This is a genomic window from Pontibacterium sinense (assembly GCF_015209595.1).
Classification (GTDB): Bacteria; Pseudomonadota; Gammaproteobacteria; order Pseudomonadales; family Balneatricaceae; genus Pontibacterium; species Pontibacterium sinense.
The window spans coordinates 75,822-94,354 of the sequence record NZ_JADEYS010000010.1 but is presented as its reverse complement, the minus strand read 5'-3'; the positions used below and the strand labels follow the sequence as shown (position 1 = coordinate 94,354).

The 18,533-nt window shown below is 52.0% G+C and carries 15 protein-coding genes; 6 read left to right on the top strand and 9 right to left on the bottom strand.

Annotated features, from left to right (window positions below):
• Nucleotides 1–91 precede the first annotated feature (91 nt).
• Complete coding sequence (locus IOQ59_RS11350) at nucleotides 92–859, top strand: sulfite exporter TauE/SafE family protein (RefSeq protein ID WP_193953407.1); 768 nt, start codon at nucleotides 92–94, stop codon at nucleotides 857–859.
• Between the two features lie 42 nt (nucleotides 860–901).
• Here the strand turns inward: IOQ59_RS11350 and IOQ59_RS11345 are convergent, their stop codons facing one another.
• The 7 genes from IOQ59_RS11345 to IOQ59_RS11315 form a co-directional block, all read right to left on the bottom strand.
• Nucleotides 902–1,426, bottom strand: a complete 525-nt coding sequence (locus IOQ59_RS11345) for a nitrous oxide reductase accessory protein NosL (protein ID WP_193953406.1) — start codon at nucleotides 1,424–1,426, stop codon at nucleotides 902–904.
• Between the two features lie 14 nt (nucleotides 1,427–1,440).
• Complete coding sequence (locus tag IOQ59_RS11340) at nucleotides 1,441–2,268, bottom strand: ABC transporter permease subunit (protein ID WP_193953405.1); 828 nt, start codon at nucleotides 2,266–2,268, stop codon at nucleotides 1,441–1,443.
• Nucleotides 2,265–3,182, bottom strand: coding sequence for an ABC transporter ATP-binding protein (locus tag IOQ59_RS11335; RefSeq protein WP_193953404.1), 918 nt, complete (start codon nucleotides 3,180–3,182; stop codon nucleotides 2,265–2,267). Before IOQ59_RS11335 ends, IOQ59_RS11340 begins: the two co-directional genes overlap by 4 nt.
• Nucleotide 3,183: 1 nt before the next feature.
• On the bottom strand, nucleotides 3,184–4,527 hold the full coding sequence (locus tag IOQ59_RS11330; protein ID WP_193953403.1) for a nitrous oxide reductase family maturation protein NosD: 1,344 nt from the start codon (nucleotides 4,525–4,527) through the stop codon (nucleotides 3,184–3,186).
• A gap of 133 nt (nucleotides 4,528–4,660) precedes the next feature.
• Nucleotides 4,661–6,571: a TAT-dependent nitrous-oxide reductase gene (nosZ, locus tag IOQ59_RS11325; protein ID WP_193953402.1), complete on the bottom strand. Its 1,911-nt coding sequence runs from the start codon at nucleotides 6,569–6,571 to the stop codon at nucleotides 4,661–4,663.
• A gap of 76 nt (nucleotides 6,572–6,647) precedes the next feature.
• Nucleotides 6,648–8,810 carry a transcriptional regulator NosR gene (nosR, locus tag IOQ59_RS11320; protein WP_193953401.1) on the bottom strand — a complete coding sequence of 721 codons (2,163 nt, stop codon included), beginning with the start codon at nucleotides 8,808–8,810 and terminating at the stop codon, nucleotides 6,648–6,650.
• Between the two features lie 179 nt (nucleotides 8,811–8,989).
• Nucleotides 8,990–9,355 carry a copper-binding protein gene (locus IOQ59_RS11315; protein ID WP_193953400.1) on the bottom strand — a complete coding sequence of 122 codons (366 nt, stop codon included), beginning with the start codon at nucleotides 9,353–9,355 and terminating at the stop codon, nucleotides 8,990–8,992.
• Nucleotides 9,356–9,673: 318 nt separating this feature from the next.
• Between IOQ59_RS11315 and IOQ59_RS11310 the strand changes: the two genes are divergently transcribed.
• The gene (locus IOQ59_RS11310; RefSeq protein WP_193953399.1) at nucleotides 9,674–11,083 is read left to right on the top strand and encodes a solute carrier family 23 protein; all 1,410 of its coding nucleotides are present in this window, start codon (nucleotides 9,674–9,676) and stop codon (nucleotides 11,081–11,083) included.
• Nucleotides 11,084–11,190: 107 nt separating this feature from the next.
• Here IOQ59_RS11310 and IOQ59_RS11305 read toward each other — a convergent pair whose 3' ends face one another.
• Both IOQ59_RS11305 and IOQ59_RS11300 read right to left on the bottom strand, forming a co-directional pair.
• Entirely contained in the window at nucleotides 11,191–11,910 is a 720-nt protein-coding gene (locus IOQ59_RS11305) for a response regulator transcription factor (RefSeq protein ID WP_228050851.1), read from the bottom strand.
• 26 nt (nucleotides 11,911–11,936) lie between these two features.
• Nucleotides 11,937–14,783, bottom strand: coding sequence for a cache domain-containing protein (locus tag IOQ59_RS11300; protein ID WP_193953398.1), 2,847 nt, complete (start codon nucleotides 14,781–14,783; stop codon nucleotides 11,937–11,939).
• A gap of 159 nt (nucleotides 14,784–14,942) precedes the next feature.
• Between IOQ59_RS11300 and IOQ59_RS11295 the strand changes: the two genes are divergently transcribed.
• From IOQ59_RS11295 to IOQ59_RS11280, 4 genes are read left to right on the top strand one after another with little or no spacing between them, the layout of a single operon-like run.
• Nucleotides 14,943–15,131, top strand: a complete 189-nt coding sequence (locus IOQ59_RS11295) for a hypothetical protein (RefSeq protein ID WP_193953397.1) — start codon at nucleotides 14,943–14,945, stop codon at nucleotides 15,129–15,131.
• A gap of 2 nt (nucleotides 15,132–15,133) precedes the next feature.
• Nucleotides 15,134–15,979, top strand: coding sequence for a 3-hydroxybutyryl-CoA dehydrogenase (locus tag IOQ59_RS11290; protein ID WP_193953396.1), 846 nt, complete (start codon nucleotides 15,134–15,136; stop codon nucleotides 15,977–15,979).
• A 35-nt stretch (nucleotides 15,980–16,014) separates the two neighbouring features.
• Nucleotides 16,015–16,824, top strand: coding sequence for an enoyl-CoA hydratase-related protein (locus tag IOQ59_RS11285; protein WP_228050850.1), 810 nt, complete (start codon nucleotides 16,015–16,017; stop codon nucleotides 16,822–16,824).
• A 41-nt stretch (nucleotides 16,825–16,865) separates the two neighbouring features.
• The gene (locus IOQ59_RS11280) at nucleotides 16,866–18,509 is read left to right on the top strand and encodes an acyl-CoA synthetase (RefSeq protein ID WP_193953395.1); all 1,644 of its coding nucleotides are present in this window, start codon (nucleotides 16,866–16,868) and stop codon (nucleotides 18,507–18,509) included.
• Nucleotides 18,510–18,533 lie beyond the last annotated feature (24 nt).

Sequence of the window (18,533 nt, the reverse complement as noted above, 5' to 3'; positions counted from 1 at the left end):
TGGCCTCAGAGCCCCCTGCACGTTGGTGCTAACGGCACTTCAACCATCCTCCTAGCCTCAAGAACACACACTTTTTGAGCTGGAACCTCTTATGTTTGGACTGCAACTGGATCTGCCCCTCTGGCAACTGTTACCCGCCATCGCCATCATTCTTGGGGCCGCCGTGCTACGCGGTTATAGCGGTTTTGGTTTTTCCTCACTGACCGTGACCAGTCTTGCACTGTTTATGCCGCCAAAAATGGTGGTACCAACAATTTTTATGCTGGAGATCGCTGCCAGTATCCACTTGTTGCCGGGCGTATTTCGTCAGGTTGACCGTAAACTGTTAGGACAACTGTTGGTCGGAACGCTCATCTGCACACCCATTGGCGTCTGGCTGCTGACCCACCTACCGGAAGCCCATACCCGATTGATGATCTGCCTGATGGTGCTGGCATGCGCGATTCTATTGCTGCTGGGATTTGAACAGAAAAATGCGAACCCACGCCTGCCAATGGCCACTGGTTTTGTCTCTGGATTAGCCAACGGGGCGGCTGCTATCGGTGGATTACCGGTTGTGTTGATGATGCTTTATACCCAGATGTCACCGATTGCTACACGCGCAACGCTGGTTGCTTTTTTTGCATTCACTGACATCTACGCGTTGATCTGGACCGGTCATCAGAACCTGTTAACGGACGAAGTGATCACTCTGGGCATCGTCTTTCTGGTTCCGATGGTTATAGGCCTGAGTGTGGGTCGGTTCCTGTTCAAACGGTCAGGCCAAAAGAGCTTTCGTAACCTTGCGCTGGTGTTACTGATCTCTGTATCGGTCATCGGGCTAGCCCGCTCGGGGTATCAGATGATGGGGGGAGCTTAGCTCCCCTGGACAAGCACTTGAACAAGCACCTGTATTGCAGTGTTACTTTGAGTGCCCCATGACGTTATTCATACTCACCAGCACATCCAATGTAATCTCTTCAAACGTGAGCACCCGCCCACCCTGCGATGCTGCAAACGCATCCGCATCCGCCTTTTTAGCAAAGCTGGCTAAGGTCGGTCCCATCGCACCTTTTTTGCCGTGGCCGATCACGTAAAAGGCTTTTTTCGCATCGATATAGGTATCTTCCTCAGGATGGCCCCAAGGGGTTACTGCCATATCGTGAACAAACGCCTGCTGGATGTTGTGCTGGTTTTCCGGGTCAACCACAAAAGCAAACATATCCCGTGTGGAGCAGAACTTCATATTGCCCTGTATTCCCCGCGAATATAGCTGACCTTTAGGGCCGGGATAATTGGTGATGATCATGCCACACAGATGGCATTCGTCACTGCTTTCGATCGCCACCGCTTGCTGCACCATCGCGGCCTTTTTATCGTCCTCCCCGCAACCTGAGAGCAGACCCAGAGGCAATATCATAAATAAGATGCAAAATAGGCGTTTCATACAAATCCCTCTAATTACAGGCCACGGCGATTAAAGATCGCCATCGCCAGCGTGACGGGCAGTGCCAGCCACACTAACAAACCACCAAACAGTGATACGGTCGAGAATTGAGTTTGTTGGGCAATCGCCATCAAACCCGTCAGGTTCTGGTCCGCAAAATAGGTGATATTCACCAAACGGAAAATATCCGTTGGGTTCAGTAATAACAGGTACGGGAACAAAGTTTCATCCACGTTACCCTGCGTCCCTACCAGCATGCCCAACAAGCCCAGATCAAACACCAGTACAAAGAGGAACCAGACAATCAGGGCGATTCCGGCAGCTTTGGACTTTTCCGAGACGGATGCACTGATCACATACGCAATCGCGATAAAGATCCAGCCGAGCAACATCGCAGAGAAGATAAACACCGCATACGGACCAAACAGCTCGCTCCAACTGGTGGTATCGGAGAAAGCCCCCATCATCAGCGCCGATGAACCAAATCCAACCAGCGTAGAAAACGCCATCACCGCGCCCTGCCCCATCATTTTGCCCAGCAAGAGTTGCCAGCGGGATAGCGGATAGGTCATAAGCAACAGCAAGGTACCGTTTTCATCCTCTCCGACAATGCCATCATACGCCAGCATCAGGGCGATCAGCGGAATGATAAATACCGCCAGACTGGCGAGACTGACGATGGTGGATGACAGTGAGGTAAAACCGACTTTACCGGCCGCAGCCGCGCCAAAATAGGCCAGCCCGATGGCCAGTACAGAGAAGATAATGCAGATCGACAGCACCCAGCGGTTACGCAAGCCATCGTGAAACTCTTTATTCGCAACGGTAAAAATAGCACTCATCGGATGGCCTCCTGACGCACATCATGCTGACCATGAGACTCAATAAAGTGGGTGTAGAGGTCTTCCAGCGAGGGCAGATGCACATCCATGTTTTCCAGACCTGGCAAACCAATCAACTGCTGCATGGTACTCATCTTGTCCTGCAGAGCGACCTCCATACGGGTCCCGGTTTCATCCTGTTGCGCATGAGGCACCAGATGATCAGGCAACGTCAGATTGCCTTGCAGATGGAAGGTCGCAGGCAGATCTGCCTGGTGACGAAGGTCGTTCACACTCCCTTCGGCCAGTAGCTTACCGCGTCCCAAAATCAGCGCCCGGTCGATATACTTCTCAACACCTGGCAATACATGGGAGCAGAGAATCGCTGTACAGCCCTGTGCTTTCAACTGCTCGATACGACGGTAAAAATCTTGTGTCGCAATCGGGTCCAAACCCACCGTTGGCTCATCCAGCAGCAGTAATTTGGGTTCACCCAACAATGCCTGTGCTAACCCCAGACGCTGACGCATCCCTTTGGAATAGGTTTTCACCCGGCGATGACCTGCCTGACTCAAACCGACCTGCTCCAACAGACTCAAACAGCTCTTTTTTGAAACGCCCTTAAGACGGGCAAAATACTGCAACACTTCCAGACCGGTGAGTTGATCGTAAAAGCTGACATTTTCCTGCAGAAAACCCAACTGACGGCGCAGGTTACGCGCTTCAGATTGAGTTGGGTCTTCGCCAAACACTTTAACCTGTCCAGCGGTCGCACCGATCAACCCCAAAATCAGCTTGATGGTGGTGGTTTTACCGGCACCGTTATGACCAAACAGGCCCAGCACTTCACCCTGCTGCAATTTAAGGTCCAGCTGATGCAGAGCAGTAACGCCTTGGTAGGATTTCTCAACCTGCTGCAATTCAACAATATTCATATTAATTCTCAGCTACCTGTCCTGCCGCTGTGCCAAGGGCACTGCCGGAAGGTTCTAACAAATCGGGAACTGCCATCAACGGATGACTATCAACCACGCCGGGCGACTTCAACACCGGAAACTGGCGCTGCACCCAACGCAGGGTTTCAACGGCCGGACTGTTGAGCAATAACTTGGCCGATGGGAACTTCCACAACAAGCGGTCTACGCTGTCGTTGGGTTCGTACTCCACATCCCCAATGCCATCGCCGTCCATATCCCAACCCAGATAATCACTCCAGAAATTACCCACGCCCTCATCGGACCAATCCTGCTTGCGGGTAGCGACGTACTTCACCTGCTCTTTGTTGCTGACAAACGCATTGCCACTGATGACGTTATCTTCAGAGCCCGCGGTCAGATGGATACCCATATCACTTTCGGCAAACAGGTTGTCGCGAATCTTGTTGAACAGCGAGTTGTAAATAAATAGGGCTTTGCCTTCCAGCCCAGCCTGGCTGCTGCTCTGTTGCATATGGGGGTTGCGCGTATTCTGAATCCCCTCGACCCGGTTGTTCTCGATCGTCGAGTTGGTGATGTAGTTCATCAGGATGCCGTAGTTGGCATCATTCTTAGAGCGGTTGCCAATGACCGTCAGAAACTTGGACTGCATCAGCGCGTATCCGGTGCGGGTCTGATAAGTAAAGTTATCCTGCACCAGATTGTGATAGGAATACATGTAGTGCACACCGTAACGCAGGTCGTGCAGATAGTTACCGATTAACTTATTGCCATTACTGGTATCGATGTAGATACCATCACGGGTGTGCCAGACCTCATTATCCTGAGCCAGCAACCCTTTAACATTAAACAGGTGGATACCATTACCGCGGTCGGAAGAGCGCAGATTCAGATCACCTTCCACCTTGTTGGAAATAATCTGCACATCCGGAGTGGCATCAACCCAGATACCAAAACCGCCGCCGTGCAAATAGTTGTGTTCGATACGAGACGTTGCTGCCGATTTAGCGACAAATATACCGGCGTTCATGTCGGTGAGATCATCACCCCAGTTTTGAATGCGCAGGTGATGAACGTAGGTTAATGGCTGACTGATTTGCAGCGCATGGCCTTTGTTCTGACCATCTAATACCGCACCTTTTTCACCCGTCAGCTCGATAGATTGGGGAAGAACAAAGTTGCCCTGATAGATACCTTTGGACAGCACAATCTGATCGCCAGCCTGACTGTTATCCAGCACGGCCTGCAGATTTTCTGTCGGGGAAACATGTATGGTTTCCGCCTGAGCAGAAATCATCACACTGATGCTCAGCGCGGAAACAAACCGAGCAAACCACACACCCATATAAGCCTCCAATTCAGCCTCCGGTGTGGAGAAAAAACACCCGGCCCAGAATCACGAGGACAACGTATTCAGGGCCGGGGTTTGAGCGAACAACCTGTGACTATTCAATCACAGTCATACCTGTTGCAGTGATTTACGCCGGTTCAACCAGCATTCGACCACGCATCTCCATGTGCAGCGCGTGACAGAACCAGTTGCAGTAGTACCAGTGCACGCCAGGCTGATCCGCCATAAAGGTTACAGATGCAGTCTGCTGTGGGCTGATCTCCATCTGTGCGCCATGGTTTACCATACAGAAACCGTGGGTCACATCTTCGATCTGGTCAAGGTTGGTGATGACCACAGTCACCTCGTCACCCTGCTTTACCTTGAACTCGTTCATACCGAAACTTGGTGCAACCGAGGTCATGTAAACACGGACCTTATTGCCTTCACGGATGATTTTGTTGTCGGTTTCCAGTGTCACGCCATCTTTCTTCGCCATTTCAACAGTCATAGCGAAGGTTGGATCTTTACGGTCGTAGAGCTTGCGTGTTTTCACCTTAGAACGGTGAACGATCATGCAATCGTGCGGCTCTGCGTACGTTGGGCCATCATGGATCAGCTTCATCTCATCACCGGAGATATCGATCAACTGATCGTTCTCGGCATGCAGAGGACCACATTTCAGGAAGCGGTCTTTAGAGAACTTCTGCAAAGAAACCAGGTACTTACCATCAGCATCACGGGTTTCACCCATCGTGGTGTGGTTGTGACCCGGCTGATAGTGAACGTCCAGTTTCTGCAGGATGTAGTCCACTTTCTCACCGTTGTAAGCTCGGATCGCTTTTTCCACATCCCACTTACATACCTGGCTATCGATAAACAGAGTGGTGAATGCGTTGCCACGACCATCAAAGGCAGTGTGCAACGGCCCCAGACCCAGCTCCACTTCAGCGACGACTGCATCACGTGGTTTGATCTTATCTTCGAACAGTGCGTCAAACTTATCCAGCTGCAGCACAGTCACAGTTGGCGATAACTTGCCGTTTGCTACGGCGTACTTACCACCCGGTGCGGTATTGATACCGTGCGGGTTTTTCGGTACTGGGATGTAACGGGTCAGATCGGAACCTTTGCGACCATCAACCACAGGGACTTTGGAATCACCCAGATTCTTGAACTTACCCGCTTTCACTGCGGCTTCAATACGCGCGATGTTGAAGACAACCAGGTGGTCACGTTCCAGACGCATGGAACCGGCCAGATCGACGGCACCTTCGGCGTTGTAACAAGTAGAGAACGCATACTTACCGGTGTAATCCGCATCGGTGTTGTCCAGGTTACCGTCGACAATCACCTGCCAATCCACTTCCATGGTCTCTGCATTAATGGCAGAGAACATAGTGTAGTAGCCTTCGATGTCATCCATATTCAGGCCGTTATTCGGATGCGGCATACGGAACTCTGCGTTAGCAAAGACGTACTTGGTGTGCGGTACCTTCTGTACACGCAGACCGTGGATCGCCTGACAGTTCGGCACTGTGGTGATCTTATCAGTCTTCATGATGTCACCGCGGATACGGGCAACACGGGTGTTGGCCTTATCGTTGATGAAGATGTATTTACCGTCGTACTGACCATCGGTCATCGACATATGCGGATGGTGAGAGTCGCCGTTCATTGGCGCGTTTTCACCCAGCACTGCCTTACTTTCGTTGGTGATACCCCAACCGGTGGCGCTGTCCACGTTAAACACCGGAATACGCATCAGCTCACGCATGGATGGCAGACCCAGAATACGTACCTCACCCGAGTGACCACCACTCCAGAAGCCGTAATATTCATCCAATTCACCTGGACCAACTGTGTGCTTGCTGTCAGACGATGCATGTGCCGTCGACGGCAGCAGCGCCGAACCCATGGTTGCGCCCATGGTGCCTACAGCGCCGACCAGCGCAGCAGAGCCACCCAGGAACAAACGGCGGCTAAGCTTCACATGTTCCGTAGCCTTTGGATCTTCGGTATCAATCTTAGGGAGGTTCTTGTCGTTTGGATCTATCATCGTCTTCGATCTCCAGTGAAAATAACGTCCGGCCTCTCCGGTCGGCGTCGATTGAGTCTTTGTTCGCAGCTAGCGATTACGCCGGATCGGTGATCTCCATGGCCGGAATTTTCTTCATAGCTGCATCGTGTTTCGCTTTCTTACGTTTTTTCTGTACCAACGGCGGACATTTGTCGTCGCGGTAGTAAGTCATCTGGCAGTCCAGACACTGGTGGCATTCATTGCCATTGATCGACCCGTCCGGATGGATCGCCTGAATCTCGCACTCATTAGCGCAAACCTTACAAGGCTGACCGCACTCTTTACGACGCTTCAGCCAGTCAAACAGTCGCAAGCGTGCTGGAATCGCCAATGCAGCCCCCAGTGGGCAGATGTAACGGCAGTACACTTTGCGGGTAAAAATAGAGATCAGCAGTAGGAATATGGCATAAAACACGTAGCCCCATTCGCGCTGAAACTTGAGTAGGAAAGCAGTTTTAAAAGGCTCGACCTCGGCATATTTTTCCGCTTCGGCCAGCGACTCCAGCGAGATCGCAAACAGCCCCAGCAAAATCACATACTTCACAGCCCACAAGCGTTCATGCACAGCAAACGGCGGTTCAAACTGTTTCACCTTAAAGCGTCGGGCCAGCTCATTAATCAGCTCCTGTAAGGCACCAAACGGGCATAACCAACCGCAGAAAATACCGCGCCCCCAGAGCAACATGGTCATTGCCACAAATCCCCAGAGAATGAACAGCACCGGATCAAGCAGGAACAGCTCCCACTGAAAATCACCTTTCAGCGCATGCACGAAGGTAAAGACATTCACCACCGACAGCTGGCCGAGGGTGTACCAGCCAATAAAGAACACAGTGAAGAGCAGGTAACCACGGCGGAAGGCATGCAGGAAACGCGGATAACGCACCAACACATCCTGAATAAAGATCACGATAAAGAGCACACCCAGTGCGACACTCAGGACACCGATCTGAAAAGCGCGGTCTTTCCAGATAGAGACCCATAACGCTTCAGGTTCAGGCTCCACCACCGGAGCCGGACGGTCGATATACTGCTCTAAGGTCAGGTAGTCGCCGTAGAAACTGGTGAATACGCTGTCCAGTGCACCAACCTGGCGGCGTACCAGCAACTCAATCTGCCACGGAGTACCGGGATCAAACTCGTACTGGTTGCGCACGATAAAGATCGCCATCTCTTTAAAACCGGGGAAGCCGTCGATGTACACATCATCGAGACGGTAGTAATCGGTATCGTGGAAACTGATCACTTTGTCGGACTGCTGCAACTGGGTGCGGTCAAAGATACCGCCACGTACATAGCCATTCCCTTTGAAGGAATACTGCCCGCTGCCCATCACAGCTACCGCCTGATCACCCTCTTCCAGCTCACTCATCAACCATTTGAACTGATCATCGCCAAGCAGGTTACGGCCAATGGTGGGGATATTGAGCGGTGCATAGTACATATCGATGAAGGGGCGTTGCTTACGGCCTTCACCATGACGGCCTTTTGTCGCGGCCGCAGTACCTTCAAAGGCCTTGTCGATATCACCTTCAACCAGACTCAGCCGGCGGATCGATCCATCACCGGTCAGTTCAGTCCAGCTCGCCTTTTTGAACAGATCCGGTTTGATAGTGGCCGGTGGCACTTTAGCCTGTTCGGATAAGCCTGCAATCCCCAGCACCTGCGCGACTTTTCGTGCCGAGCGCATGATCGCTTCATTCACCACCATAACGGTAACGGTCGCACCGGAAACCACATCGACGTTAACGACATCGGGGTTGTTGCTCGCACCGACACGTACCTTGTCAGTAACGTTCAGGCCTTCGTAGGCTGCGGCAAAATCGAACAGTTTCTGTTCGGGGATACCCACCAGCAAAATAGGCTCATGGTGTTCCAATACGCGAGTCGCCAACAGTTTCCCGCTAACGTCCATCACGACCAGTGTATTGATTGGCTTGCCAGAATAGGCGGGGATATTCACAACATCGTTCGTTTCGAAGGCGTACCCGGCAATGTCTTCACCGTTGTAGACCGTCCATGCCGACATTTTTCCTTCGGCAACAGGAGACTTTTCGCGAATCGTGCTGGTTTGTAGAAACGCCTGCTGAATAGTCTCCAGTTTCTGAGTTTCAGACACAGGGGCCATCGCCATAGCGAAAGTTGAAGTCAGCAGTGATACCAGCACTAAGACAACAAACACAAACACGGGACGGAGAAAACGAACGTTCAGATCCATTTTGGTACCTTAAAGCGTAGTTTCATCAACGATCAGCCAAATGAACACGCTACGATTTGCAAATAAACAGTGAGTCTCCTCACTGCGGTTGGTGATTCACGGGCGATAACCCTTCGCTGAATCACAGACCCCAAACTTGCTGTCAAACGGGGACATCCCTGTGATTTAACCGCTTAGTGTTACTTTTCCAGAACTTCCAGAATGGTGTACTTCATCATGTTCTTCTGATGCAGTCGGAACTTGATCTTCTGACCTTCATGAAAGTCGGTAATCTCTAGATAGGGAGCCAGAAAAAACTTCATTTGCATCGCCCCCATCGACCATTCAGGAATCGGTTGATGCCGAACTTTGAGCTGATTCGTCGATGGCAAAATACCTTTCACAACCCCAGAGGTAACGACTTCAGCCACCTGAGTCTCTGCTGTAGCTGCCGAATGCTGATGCATGGAGTGAGCGCCGGAATCCTGCGCAACGGCTTGAAAACTAGTGAGAGCAAAACAAGCAGATAACCCAACCGCCACAGATAGATTAGTCAACGTCTTCACCAACACACACTCCATATAACAAGAATATAAACTGCGACAATTTGTCACATTGAGAACAGTACGCCTGAGGCTAAAAGATGTGTTTGATATTCATCAATTGAGCATTCACTCAAAGTAAAAAAAGTACCATCCGCAATCGGCGCTTCATCCACGCCGTTACAATTCGTAAGATTTACGACAAAGTCTATTTGTAGTTTTCCTGTTTACTGCCTCGCGGGATCACCATTTTGTTCGACCGTGGCAAGTGCACCTTGCATGTATTGCCCCTCCGACAAAACGGCCCTTGTGATAGAGCGAGCCACTAATAAGGAAAAAAAAATGCCTTTGATCCAACGCCCCTTCGGCGAGGAACAACCCTACTGGCCGTTAGGCCCGTTTAAAATCCGTCTGCCGTTTGTACATTACAAATGGGAAACCCCAGAGATGATCCAAGGCCTGATCATGTTTGTGGTTGGTCTGGCGATGATTCCTCTTCTGCAAAAATACCTTGGCATGCCGTACGAAGCGGCACTGGCTTTCACCTTCGTTGCTGGCCTGGGTTACTGCCTACCGGCACTGATGGGTGTCCCTCTGGTTCCGGGCTGGATCACCCCCGCAATCCCGGTGGTGTTGCTGTATCTCAAAGGGTTCGAACCCGGGCCTGAAGCGATTAAAGCTCTGTTTGCGCTGCAGCTGGAAGTGACCATTATCTTCTTTATTCTGGGCATCACTCGCTGGGGTTCTAAACTGGTTGAAGTCATTCCGAACTCACTAAAAGCGGGCATTATCATCGGCGCGGGTATCGCAGCAATGATGGGTGAGTTGAAAGTGGGTGGCCGTGTTGACGCAACACCTATCTCCCTGATCGTCGGTTCCATCATCTCTGCTTACATCCTGTTCTCGCTGTCATTCAAGAACATTATGGAAGAAAGTTCGCTGGCAAAACGTATCGCGACCTTTGGTATGGTACCGGGCATGATTATCGCGATGATCATTGGCTGGACCAGCGGCGAATACGCTGTTCCAGAGATCGAATGGGGTATCACTCAGCCAGATTTCGCACTGATGTTCCAGTACCTGACATTCACTGTTGGCTTCCCAGGCTGGGATGTATTCCTGCTGGCGATCCCAACTGCAATCATCGCGTACGTCATTGCATTTGGTGACATCATTGTTGGTTTCACACTGGTAAAACGTGTTGACCACCTGCGTAAAGATGAATCCATTGAAGAGAGCGTTGACCGTGTACACCTGGTTACCGCACTGCGTAACGGTATGCATGCTTTTCTGGCGCCTTGGCCGGGTCTGGCCGGTCCTCTGTGGACCGCTGCACACGCGACCGTTGCTGAACGTTATGCGATGGGCCGTAAAGCGATGGACTCCATCTACAGTGGTGGCGGTACATTCTGGATCACCGGTCTGGTAGCACTGTTCATCTTGCCACTCGTCACCCTGTTTAAACCTGTACTGCCGATTGCGCTGTCGCTGACACTGATCCTGACCGCTTACATCTGCATCATGGTGGGCATGGAACAGCTGAAGAACCCAACCGAGCGTGGTGTTGCGGGTATCGTTGCCGTGACACTGGCGATGCCAGATCCGAAATCCACCGTGTATGCGGTTGTGATTGGTCTGGTGCTGTACTTCCTGATCGAACGTCCGAAGCTGATGGGTCGTCACCGTCCAGAGGATGAGATCATCTTTGCCGATGGTGAAGAGGAGACGAAAAAAGAGAAAGAGACCGCCTGATCTCTGTCTCTGAGGTATAAAAAAGGGGAGCTGATTAGCTCCCCTTTTTAGTGTTTGTCATACGTTTTGTTGGGACGAGGATAGCGATTCCCAACATCCAGCCCCAACTAACTCCACACCACCGCGGTCGTCAGCATATACCCTGCGCCATACACCGTTTTTATCAGCTCATTGCCATCCCCACTGCTCTCCAGTTTCTTACGCAAGCGGGACATACGAACATCAATACTGCGGTCATACGGCGTGCAGTTATCCCCAAGCAGTTGATCACGGGAGAGGATCTGAAAGGGATGCTTGAGCAGCGACAGCAGCATGTCACCTTCAGCGCGACTGAGAGACTGTTTATCCTGAGCCTGATAGCTCAGTTCCAGTGAATCCGGACGGAAGACCCAGCCCGAAAACTCTGCTTTTTTGGCCACTACGGTTTCCGCTTCAACACTGCGCTGCAACCGCCGGAGCAAACTCTGCACTCGTGCGACCAGCTCACGGGGTTCAAACGGTTTGGTGACGTAATCATCAGCACCAAACTCCAGCCCCAACACTCGATCCGTCAGGTCATCCCGACCGGAGACGATGATCACGCCACGGTGCTGGCTGTCGAACTGTTTCACCAGCTCCAGGCCATCCATATCAGGCAGATTCAGGTCAACAATACAGATATCCGGGTTGTCTTTGGGTGCAGCCGTCAACGCATCCACACCGTTGGTGAAATAACGCACCTGATAGCGAAAATTTTCCAGCGCCCTGCACATCAGCTGCCCCAGATCTTCTTCATCTTCTATCACGTAGATCAGGTTATTACTTTTCATCGCTGCTTCCTGAGCCATGGTGTGGCCTCTTCTAATTGTTATCGTTATTTGCTTTCCGGGAAGATCACTTTTGCCAGCGCGGCCTGATCGAACGGCTTCTGCAACAAAGAGAATTCTGCATCATGTTCGCTGTAAGCTTCGCTATACCCTGTCATCAATACAATAAACGCCGCTGGATAACGCTCTTTAACCCGCTGAGCCACAGCGTAACCGTCTTTGGCGCCGGGCATCACGATATCCGTCACAACGCCCGCCAACTCATTCAAATTCAATAACAGAGTATCCGCTTCATCCGCAGTCTCGGCTTCCAATACGGTAAACCCGATATCGACCAACTGATGTCTGACAACTTTACGTACATCCGGATCATCTTCCACCAGCAGTACCAGCGAGCTTGCATCCGCCGTTGCCGCATAACTGTTGCGCTCCGGATCCTGTAGTGTTGTCTCGCACTGACGTTCCGTGCCCACCGGTAACAATATTTCAATGGCAGCACCCGCAGCACGGCGGTTTCGAATGCGGATATAGCCCTTCGATTGCTTCACGAAACCGTACACCATACTTAAGCCAAGCCCCGAACCTGCACCCGTCGATTTCGTGGTAAAGAACGGTTCATAGGCTTTCTGTAAGGCTTCGTCGCTGAAGCCGGAGCCGGTGTCTTTTACGGATAACATCACATAATCACCGGCCGGTACGGACTCATCAAACCCTTCACGGGTAGCGCAATAGAACGACCGCACCTCAAAGCTCAGGGTACCGCCCTTCTCCATCGAGTCAGCGGCGTTAAGCGCCAGATTCACCAGTGCATCTTCCATCTGCGCTTCATCAACATACACGACCGGCGCGCTGTCATCGATACGGGTCTGAATACGGATATTCTCCGCTAACGGGCCAGACAATAAGCTGATCACATCGGCGATAAGGTGATCGGGTTTGATGCAATCAGGCGAAAGCGGCTGGCGACGGGAAAAGGCCAACAGACGCTTGGTCAGATCAGCACCACGTCGGGTCGCACGAATCGCCGGTACCAGATTACCGTTCAGATCCAACGGCAGATCGGGATGCCCCTGCGCTTCCAGCAAGTTACCCAGAATAATGGTCAGCAGGTTGTTGAAGTCATGTGCCAGACCACCGGACATCTGCCCAACCGCTTTCATCTTGCTGGCTTCAGCCAGACGCTGCTCAGACTCACGCTCCGCCGTAATATCAATCGACAGGTTGAGTACACCTTCCACGGTCTGGCGCTGCTCTCCATAGAACGGCAGCAGTATACGCCGTGTCACCATGGTCTTGCCCTGCACTTCGGTGCTGTACTCATACATCACCTTTTCACCGCGCAGGGCCTGTCGGATATAGTCCAGCGTGTTTTTATACATCGCGGTGGACATCACATCCTGCATCAGCTCACCCACCAGCTCGCTTTTATGCCGGTTAAACATCTCAGCGTATTCGCGGTTCACAAAAACATAGCGTCCCTGCGCGTCCAGATAGGCGATCTGCGCGGGTAACGCATCCAGAATCAGGCGCTGCCGGGTCTCCGATGCGGTCAGTTCACTCTTTGTCGTTTTCAGCGAGCTGACCGCCTGCAATAACTGCTGGTTGGATTCGGACAGCTCTTTCGTACGCGATGCGACGCGGGTATTCAGCCCCTGAATATTGTCGCGCAGCTGATCGACCATGAAATCAAAAGACTCCGCCAGCGTGCCCAGTTCATCGTGGCGATTAATACCGGTTTTGGCCCCAAACTGACCACGACTGATTTTATACGCGGTAGCCGACAGCTGTTTAATCGGGGACGTCAGGTATTCAGCAAACAGAAACGCGGCAACGATCGCTGCCAACAAACCAAAAAAGCCCATCGCCAGCAAACGCTGACTCAGCTGTACCGAACTGGCTTTCAGATCATCCAGGTACACAGAGGAGCTGATATACCAGTCAAACCCAGACAGGTGGCGCACCAGTGAGAGTTTTTCATAGGCATAATTGCCGGGGTCGTGGGGCGTGTCCCACTTGTAATACAGTTCTTCATCCGTATCTGACACGGCGATCAGATCCTGATAGATCGGATTGCCGGTGACGGGGTTAAGCAGCGACTTAAAGTTAGTGCCCCGAATATTAGAGTTGGGGTGAAAGATCATGTCCCCGTTGGAATCAAAGATATACAGATAGCCATTACTGGCGATCTTCACACTCTCCAGCGCCTGACTCAGTTCGCCCAACAAATGCGTTTTATAAGCCTCAGCTTCTTTATAGAGATCATCAGCATACACACCCGCCCCCAACACAATGCCCCATTCGGGAAAGCTGCGGACGTAGGAGTATTTATCGATCACTTCCGTATCTTGCAGGCGGTACCACTTGTACTTGTAGAACCCTTCACCCTGTTTCAACACCTGCTGGATGATGCCGGGCAGTGCCGACTGCTCACCCGCGACGATATGTTCGGAGATGTTTTTACCCTGAAACTTATCATCCGGATGGGACAGCAGCCGCCTATTGAAGTCAGAGATCCAGAGATAGTTATCACCATCAAACTTCAGTCGCCGTAGCTCGGCATACAGTTTCTGCCAATGGGCGTTTTTGTCCAGCGGAGGCTCTGCAGAATCAGCCAATCCTGTCCGGATATAACTTTCCCCCAGATCCACCACTGCTTTGAGCTTCTGCTCCTCCGCATCCAGCGCCTGCTCCACATAGGACTCGGTGCTGAAATACATCCGATTCGCCAGATCGTAAACAATGTTAAGTACCTGACGGTTGGAATGTAGCTCCAGTCCAAACACGTTTTGCTTGATCATCGGCACCGTAAGCCAGTAAATCGACACAAAAATACCGCTGATCAGCAGCAATAACATCAGGAATAAACGGAAGGTAATCGGGGAATAACGGTACACAGAGAAACCCAGTCAGGCACATGCTAATAGCTGAATGTAGCATAAAGTAAAGGCCAGATTAGGCCCTGTTACATTTCGTTAGAATTTCCAAATAGTTGAGCAACCATTTACCCGTAATTTAATTCGCAACCGAATAACAATAAGACTGGTTGCGAACAGATGTTTCTCATTTCCCGGGGCTTTAACCCGATCTTCAAGCGTTCTGTTTCCGTTGCTGCGACAACGGCAGGCACTGCCCTGTCCGCCATGCAGTTACCACCGGTCTTATTCCCCTGTCTATCGCCCCGCATATCTGAAGATATGTCCGGGCTGATCTCTGCTTCTCTCAGTTGTAACTACGAGGTTTAAACATGTCCTTTCAGCAAATCGGTGTTATTGGTGCTGGCCAGATGGGCCGTGGTATTGCACAGGTAATGGCAACCGCTGGCTATGAGCTGGTACTGGTCGACCTGAGCGAAAATGCCCTGCACATGGCACTGTCCGTGATCGAAAGCAGTCTCACTAAGCTGCAGGACAAAGGTCTGATCGAAGAACGTCCATCCGCTGTACTGGGCCGTATCCGCTGCGAAACCTCAATGAACGTGCTGGCTGATTGCGATCTGGTGATCGAAGCCGCCACTGAAAATGAAGAGATCAAAAACAAGATCTTCAAGCAGCTGGATGAACTCTGTAAACCTGATGCGATTCTGGCGAGTAACACCTCTTCCCTGTCGATTACCCGTCTCGCGGCCACAACATCGCGCCCGGACAAAGTAATTGGTATGCACTTTATGAATCCGGTTCCGGTCCTCGCGCTGGTTGAAGTAATCAACGGCCTGCGGACCTCGGCAGAGACCACCGAAAAAGTGGTTGAAGCGGCCAAACGTGCCGGCAAAGAACCGATCCCGGTCAAAGACAAAGCGGCCTTTGTACTCAACCGTATTCTGCTACCGATGATTAACGAAGCGATCTTTGCTTTGGACGAAGGCTGTGCCGACGTCGAACAGATAGATTCCATCATGAAACTCGGCGCCAGCCACCCGATTGGCCCGCTCGCGCTGGCCGACCTGATCGGTCTGGATACCTGCCTGAGCATCATGAACGTGTTGTACGAAAACTTTGGCGACAGCAAATATCGCCCTGCTCCTTACCTGCGCCAGATGGTGGACGCCGGTTATCTCGGCCGCAAATCCGGTCGTGGTTTCTACGAGTACTGATTTCGACAGCAATCCATAAAAATAAGAGCCGAAGCATGATGGAGACCGATATGAACGTCGCCGCATTTACCCAACTGTTTATCACCGAACAACAGCCCGGCATCTGGCTGATTACGCTGAACCGACCTAAAGCTCTGAACGCACTGAACCGTCAGGTGCTGGAGCAGCTGCACAGCGCCATCGTCTGGATCGAAAACCAACCGGACGCGCGCGTATTGCTGATCACCGGCAGCGGTGACAAAGCATTTGCGGCAGGTGCCGACATCGCCGAAATGAAAGATATGAATGCCCAGCAGGCGCGTGAATTCTCTCAGGTGGGCATGACCACCATGCATCGTATCGAGTCTTCCCGTCTGCCCGTGATCGCACTGGTCAATGGCTTTTGTCTGGGAGGCGGCTGTGAGCTGGCGATGAGCTGTGACTTTATTCTTGCCGCCGACAATGCCCTATTCGGTCAGCCGGAAGTGACTCTGGGTGTGCCACCGGGCTTTGGCGGCAGTCAGCGCCTGCCTCGCCGTGTCGGTCCGGGTATGGCTGCACAGTTGCTGCTAACCGGCGAGAAGGTCAACGCGGAGCAAGCGCTGAACATCGGACTCTGCAATCAGGTCTATCCGGCGCAGCAGCTGCAGGAACGTGGTATCGATATGGCTATCACCATCGCCAAAAACGCACCGCAGGCACTCTATCACTGCAAGCGTCTGGTACAGGCTTCTGCCGATCAGAGCATCGAAAACGGCTGCCGCATGGAGAGTGATCTCTTCGGCCTGAGTTTTGCAACTGAAGATCAAACTGAGGGAATGACTGCGTTCACCGAGCGCCGTAAAGCCCAATTTACCGGCGCCTGAGTACAGGCCCACTTAAAACAACGATAACGAGGGAAACAATAATGAATAACAGATCAGCCTTCGAGACGAATTTGGACAAAAACGCAGCAAACTTTGCCGCGCTAACCCCGATAAAATTTCTGGAACGCGCGGCTCAGGTGTATCCAAACCGTCCTGCGGTTGTGCATGGAGAGATTCGCCGCAACTGGTCAGAAACATTCAGTCGTTGTAAGAAGCTGGCCAGTGCCCTGAACGCCCACGGCGTCGAAAAGGGTGATGCTGTGTCCATCATGGCCCCGAACCTGCCGGAACACTTCGAAGCGCACTTTGCGGTACCGATGTGTGGCGCTGTTCTGAACTCCATCAATACCCGTCTCGATTCAGAAGTCGTTGCGTTCATCCTGAAACACGCCGGTTCTAAGGTGCTGATCACCGATAAAGAACTGAGCACCGTTGTGAAAGGCGCGCTTGAACTGATGGATGAAAAACCGTACGTGATCGATATCGACGATCCGTACTGGACCGATGGCGAGCTGATCGGTGATACCGATTACGAAGCCTTCATCGCGAATGGCGACGAAGATTACGCCTACGCCCTGCCAGCTGATGAGTGGGAAGCGATCACCCTGAACTACACCTCCGGCACCACTGGTGACCCTAAAGGTGTGGTTTACCACCACCGTGGCGCGTACCTGAACGCCAACAGCAACGCCCTGTCATGGGCGATGGATCACCATCCGGTCTACCTGTGGACCCTGCCGATGTTCCACTGCAACGGCTGGTGTTTCCCATGGACGATTGCTGCAATGGCCGGTGTCAGCGTTTGCCTGCGCCATGTACGTGCTGAAGATATCTTCAACATGATCAAAAAGGAAAAAGTGGGCTACTTCTGTGGTGCACCAATTGTCCTGAACATGCTGAACTCCGCCGATGATGCATTGAAAGATGGTATCAACCATCAGGTGAAAGTGATGACCGCGGGTGCTGCGCCACCAGCCTCCGTCATCGAAGGTATGGAAAACCTGGGCATTAAAGTAACCCACGTGTACGGCCTGACTGAAACCTACGGTCCGTCCGTGGTCTGCGCATGGCACGACGAATGGAACGACAAAACCGCCGAAGAACAGGCGCGTCTGAAATCCCGTCAGGGTGTGCGCGCACCGATGCTGGACGATCTGATGGTCGCCGATCCGGTCACCATGGAACCTGTCCCACAGGACGGAAAAACCATGGGTGAAGTCTTTATGCGCGGCAATCTGGTGATGAAGGGTTACCTGAAAAACCCAACCACCACGGCAGATGCATTTGAAGGTGGCTGGTTCCACTCCGGTGATCTGGCGGTATGGCACGAAGACGGTTACATCGAGATTAAAGACCGCTCTAAAGACATCATCATCTCCGGCGGTGAAAACATCTCCAGTATCGAAGTGGAAGATGTGTTGTTCAGCCACCCGATGGTGCAGGAAGCCGCCGTTGTTGCGAAACGGGATGAAAAATGGGGCGAAACCCCATGTGCCTTTGTTTCCCTGAAAGACAACGCCGATGCGATCAGCGCAGAAGAGATCATCGCTTACTGCCGCGACAACATGGCCCACTTTAAAGCGCCTAAAACTGTCGTGTTCGGTGATATGCCAAAAACCAGCACCGGCAAGATTCAGAAGTTCCTGCTGCGTGATCGCGCGAACAACCCTGAATCTGAAGAGTAAAACCATCTTTGTCGCCGTGGGGGC

What these genes read in the sequence shown, in the direction of transcription:
- IOQ59_RS11350 (WP_193953407.1), top strand. Translation starts at nt 92, where the DNA reads ATGTTTGGACTGCAACTGGATCTGCCCCTCTGGCAACTGTTACCCGCC.
- IOQ59_RS11345 (WP_193953406.1), bottom strand. Translation starts at nt 1,426, where the DNA reads ATGAAACGCCTATTTTGCATCTTATTTATGATATTGCCTCTGGGTCTG.
- IOQ59_RS11340 (WP_193953405.1), bottom strand. Translation starts at nt 2,268, where the DNA reads ATGAGTGCTATTTTTACCGTTGCGAATAAAGAGTTTCACGATGGCTTG.
- IOQ59_RS11335 (WP_193953404.1), bottom strand. Translation starts at nt 3,182, where the DNA reads ATGAATATTGTTGAATTGCAGCAGGTTGAGAAATCCTACCAAGGCGTT.
- IOQ59_RS11330 (WP_193953403.1), bottom strand. Translation starts at nt 4,527, where the DNA reads ATGGGTGTGTGGTTTGCTCGGTTTGTTTCCGCGCTGAGCATCAGTGTG.
- nosZ (WP_193953402.1), bottom strand. Translation starts at nt 6,571, where the DNA reads ATGATAGATCCAAACGACAAGAACCTCCCTAAGATTGATACCGAAGAT.
- nosR (WP_193953401.1), bottom strand. Translation starts at nt 8,810, where the DNA reads ATGGATCTGAACGTTCGTTTTCTCCGTCCCGTGTTTGTGTTTGTTGTC.
- IOQ59_RS11310 (WP_193953399.1), top strand. Translation starts at nt 9,674, where the DNA reads ATGCCTTTGATCCAACGCCCCTTCGGCGAGGAACAACCCTACTGGCCG.
- IOQ59_RS11305 (WP_228050851.1), bottom strand. Translation starts at nt 11,910, where the DNA reads ATGGCTCAGGAAGCAGCGATGAAAAGTAATAACCTGATCTACGTGATA.
- IOQ59_RS11295 (WP_193953397.1), top strand. Translation starts at nt 14,943, where the DNA reads ATGTTTCTCATTTCCCGGGGCTTTAACCCGATCTTCAAGCGTTCTGTT.
- IOQ59_RS11290 (WP_193953396.1), top strand. Translation starts at nt 15,134, where the DNA reads ATGTCCTTTCAGCAAATCGGTGTTATTGGTGCTGGCCAGATGGGCCGT.
- IOQ59_RS11285 (WP_228050850.1), top strand. Translation starts at nt 16,015, where the DNA reads ATGATGGAGACCGATATGAACGTCGCCGCATTTACCCAACTGTTTATC.
- IOQ59_RS11280 (WP_193953395.1), top strand. Translation starts at nt 16,866, where the DNA reads ATGAATAACAGATCAGCCTTCGAGACGAATTTGGACAAAAACGCAGCA.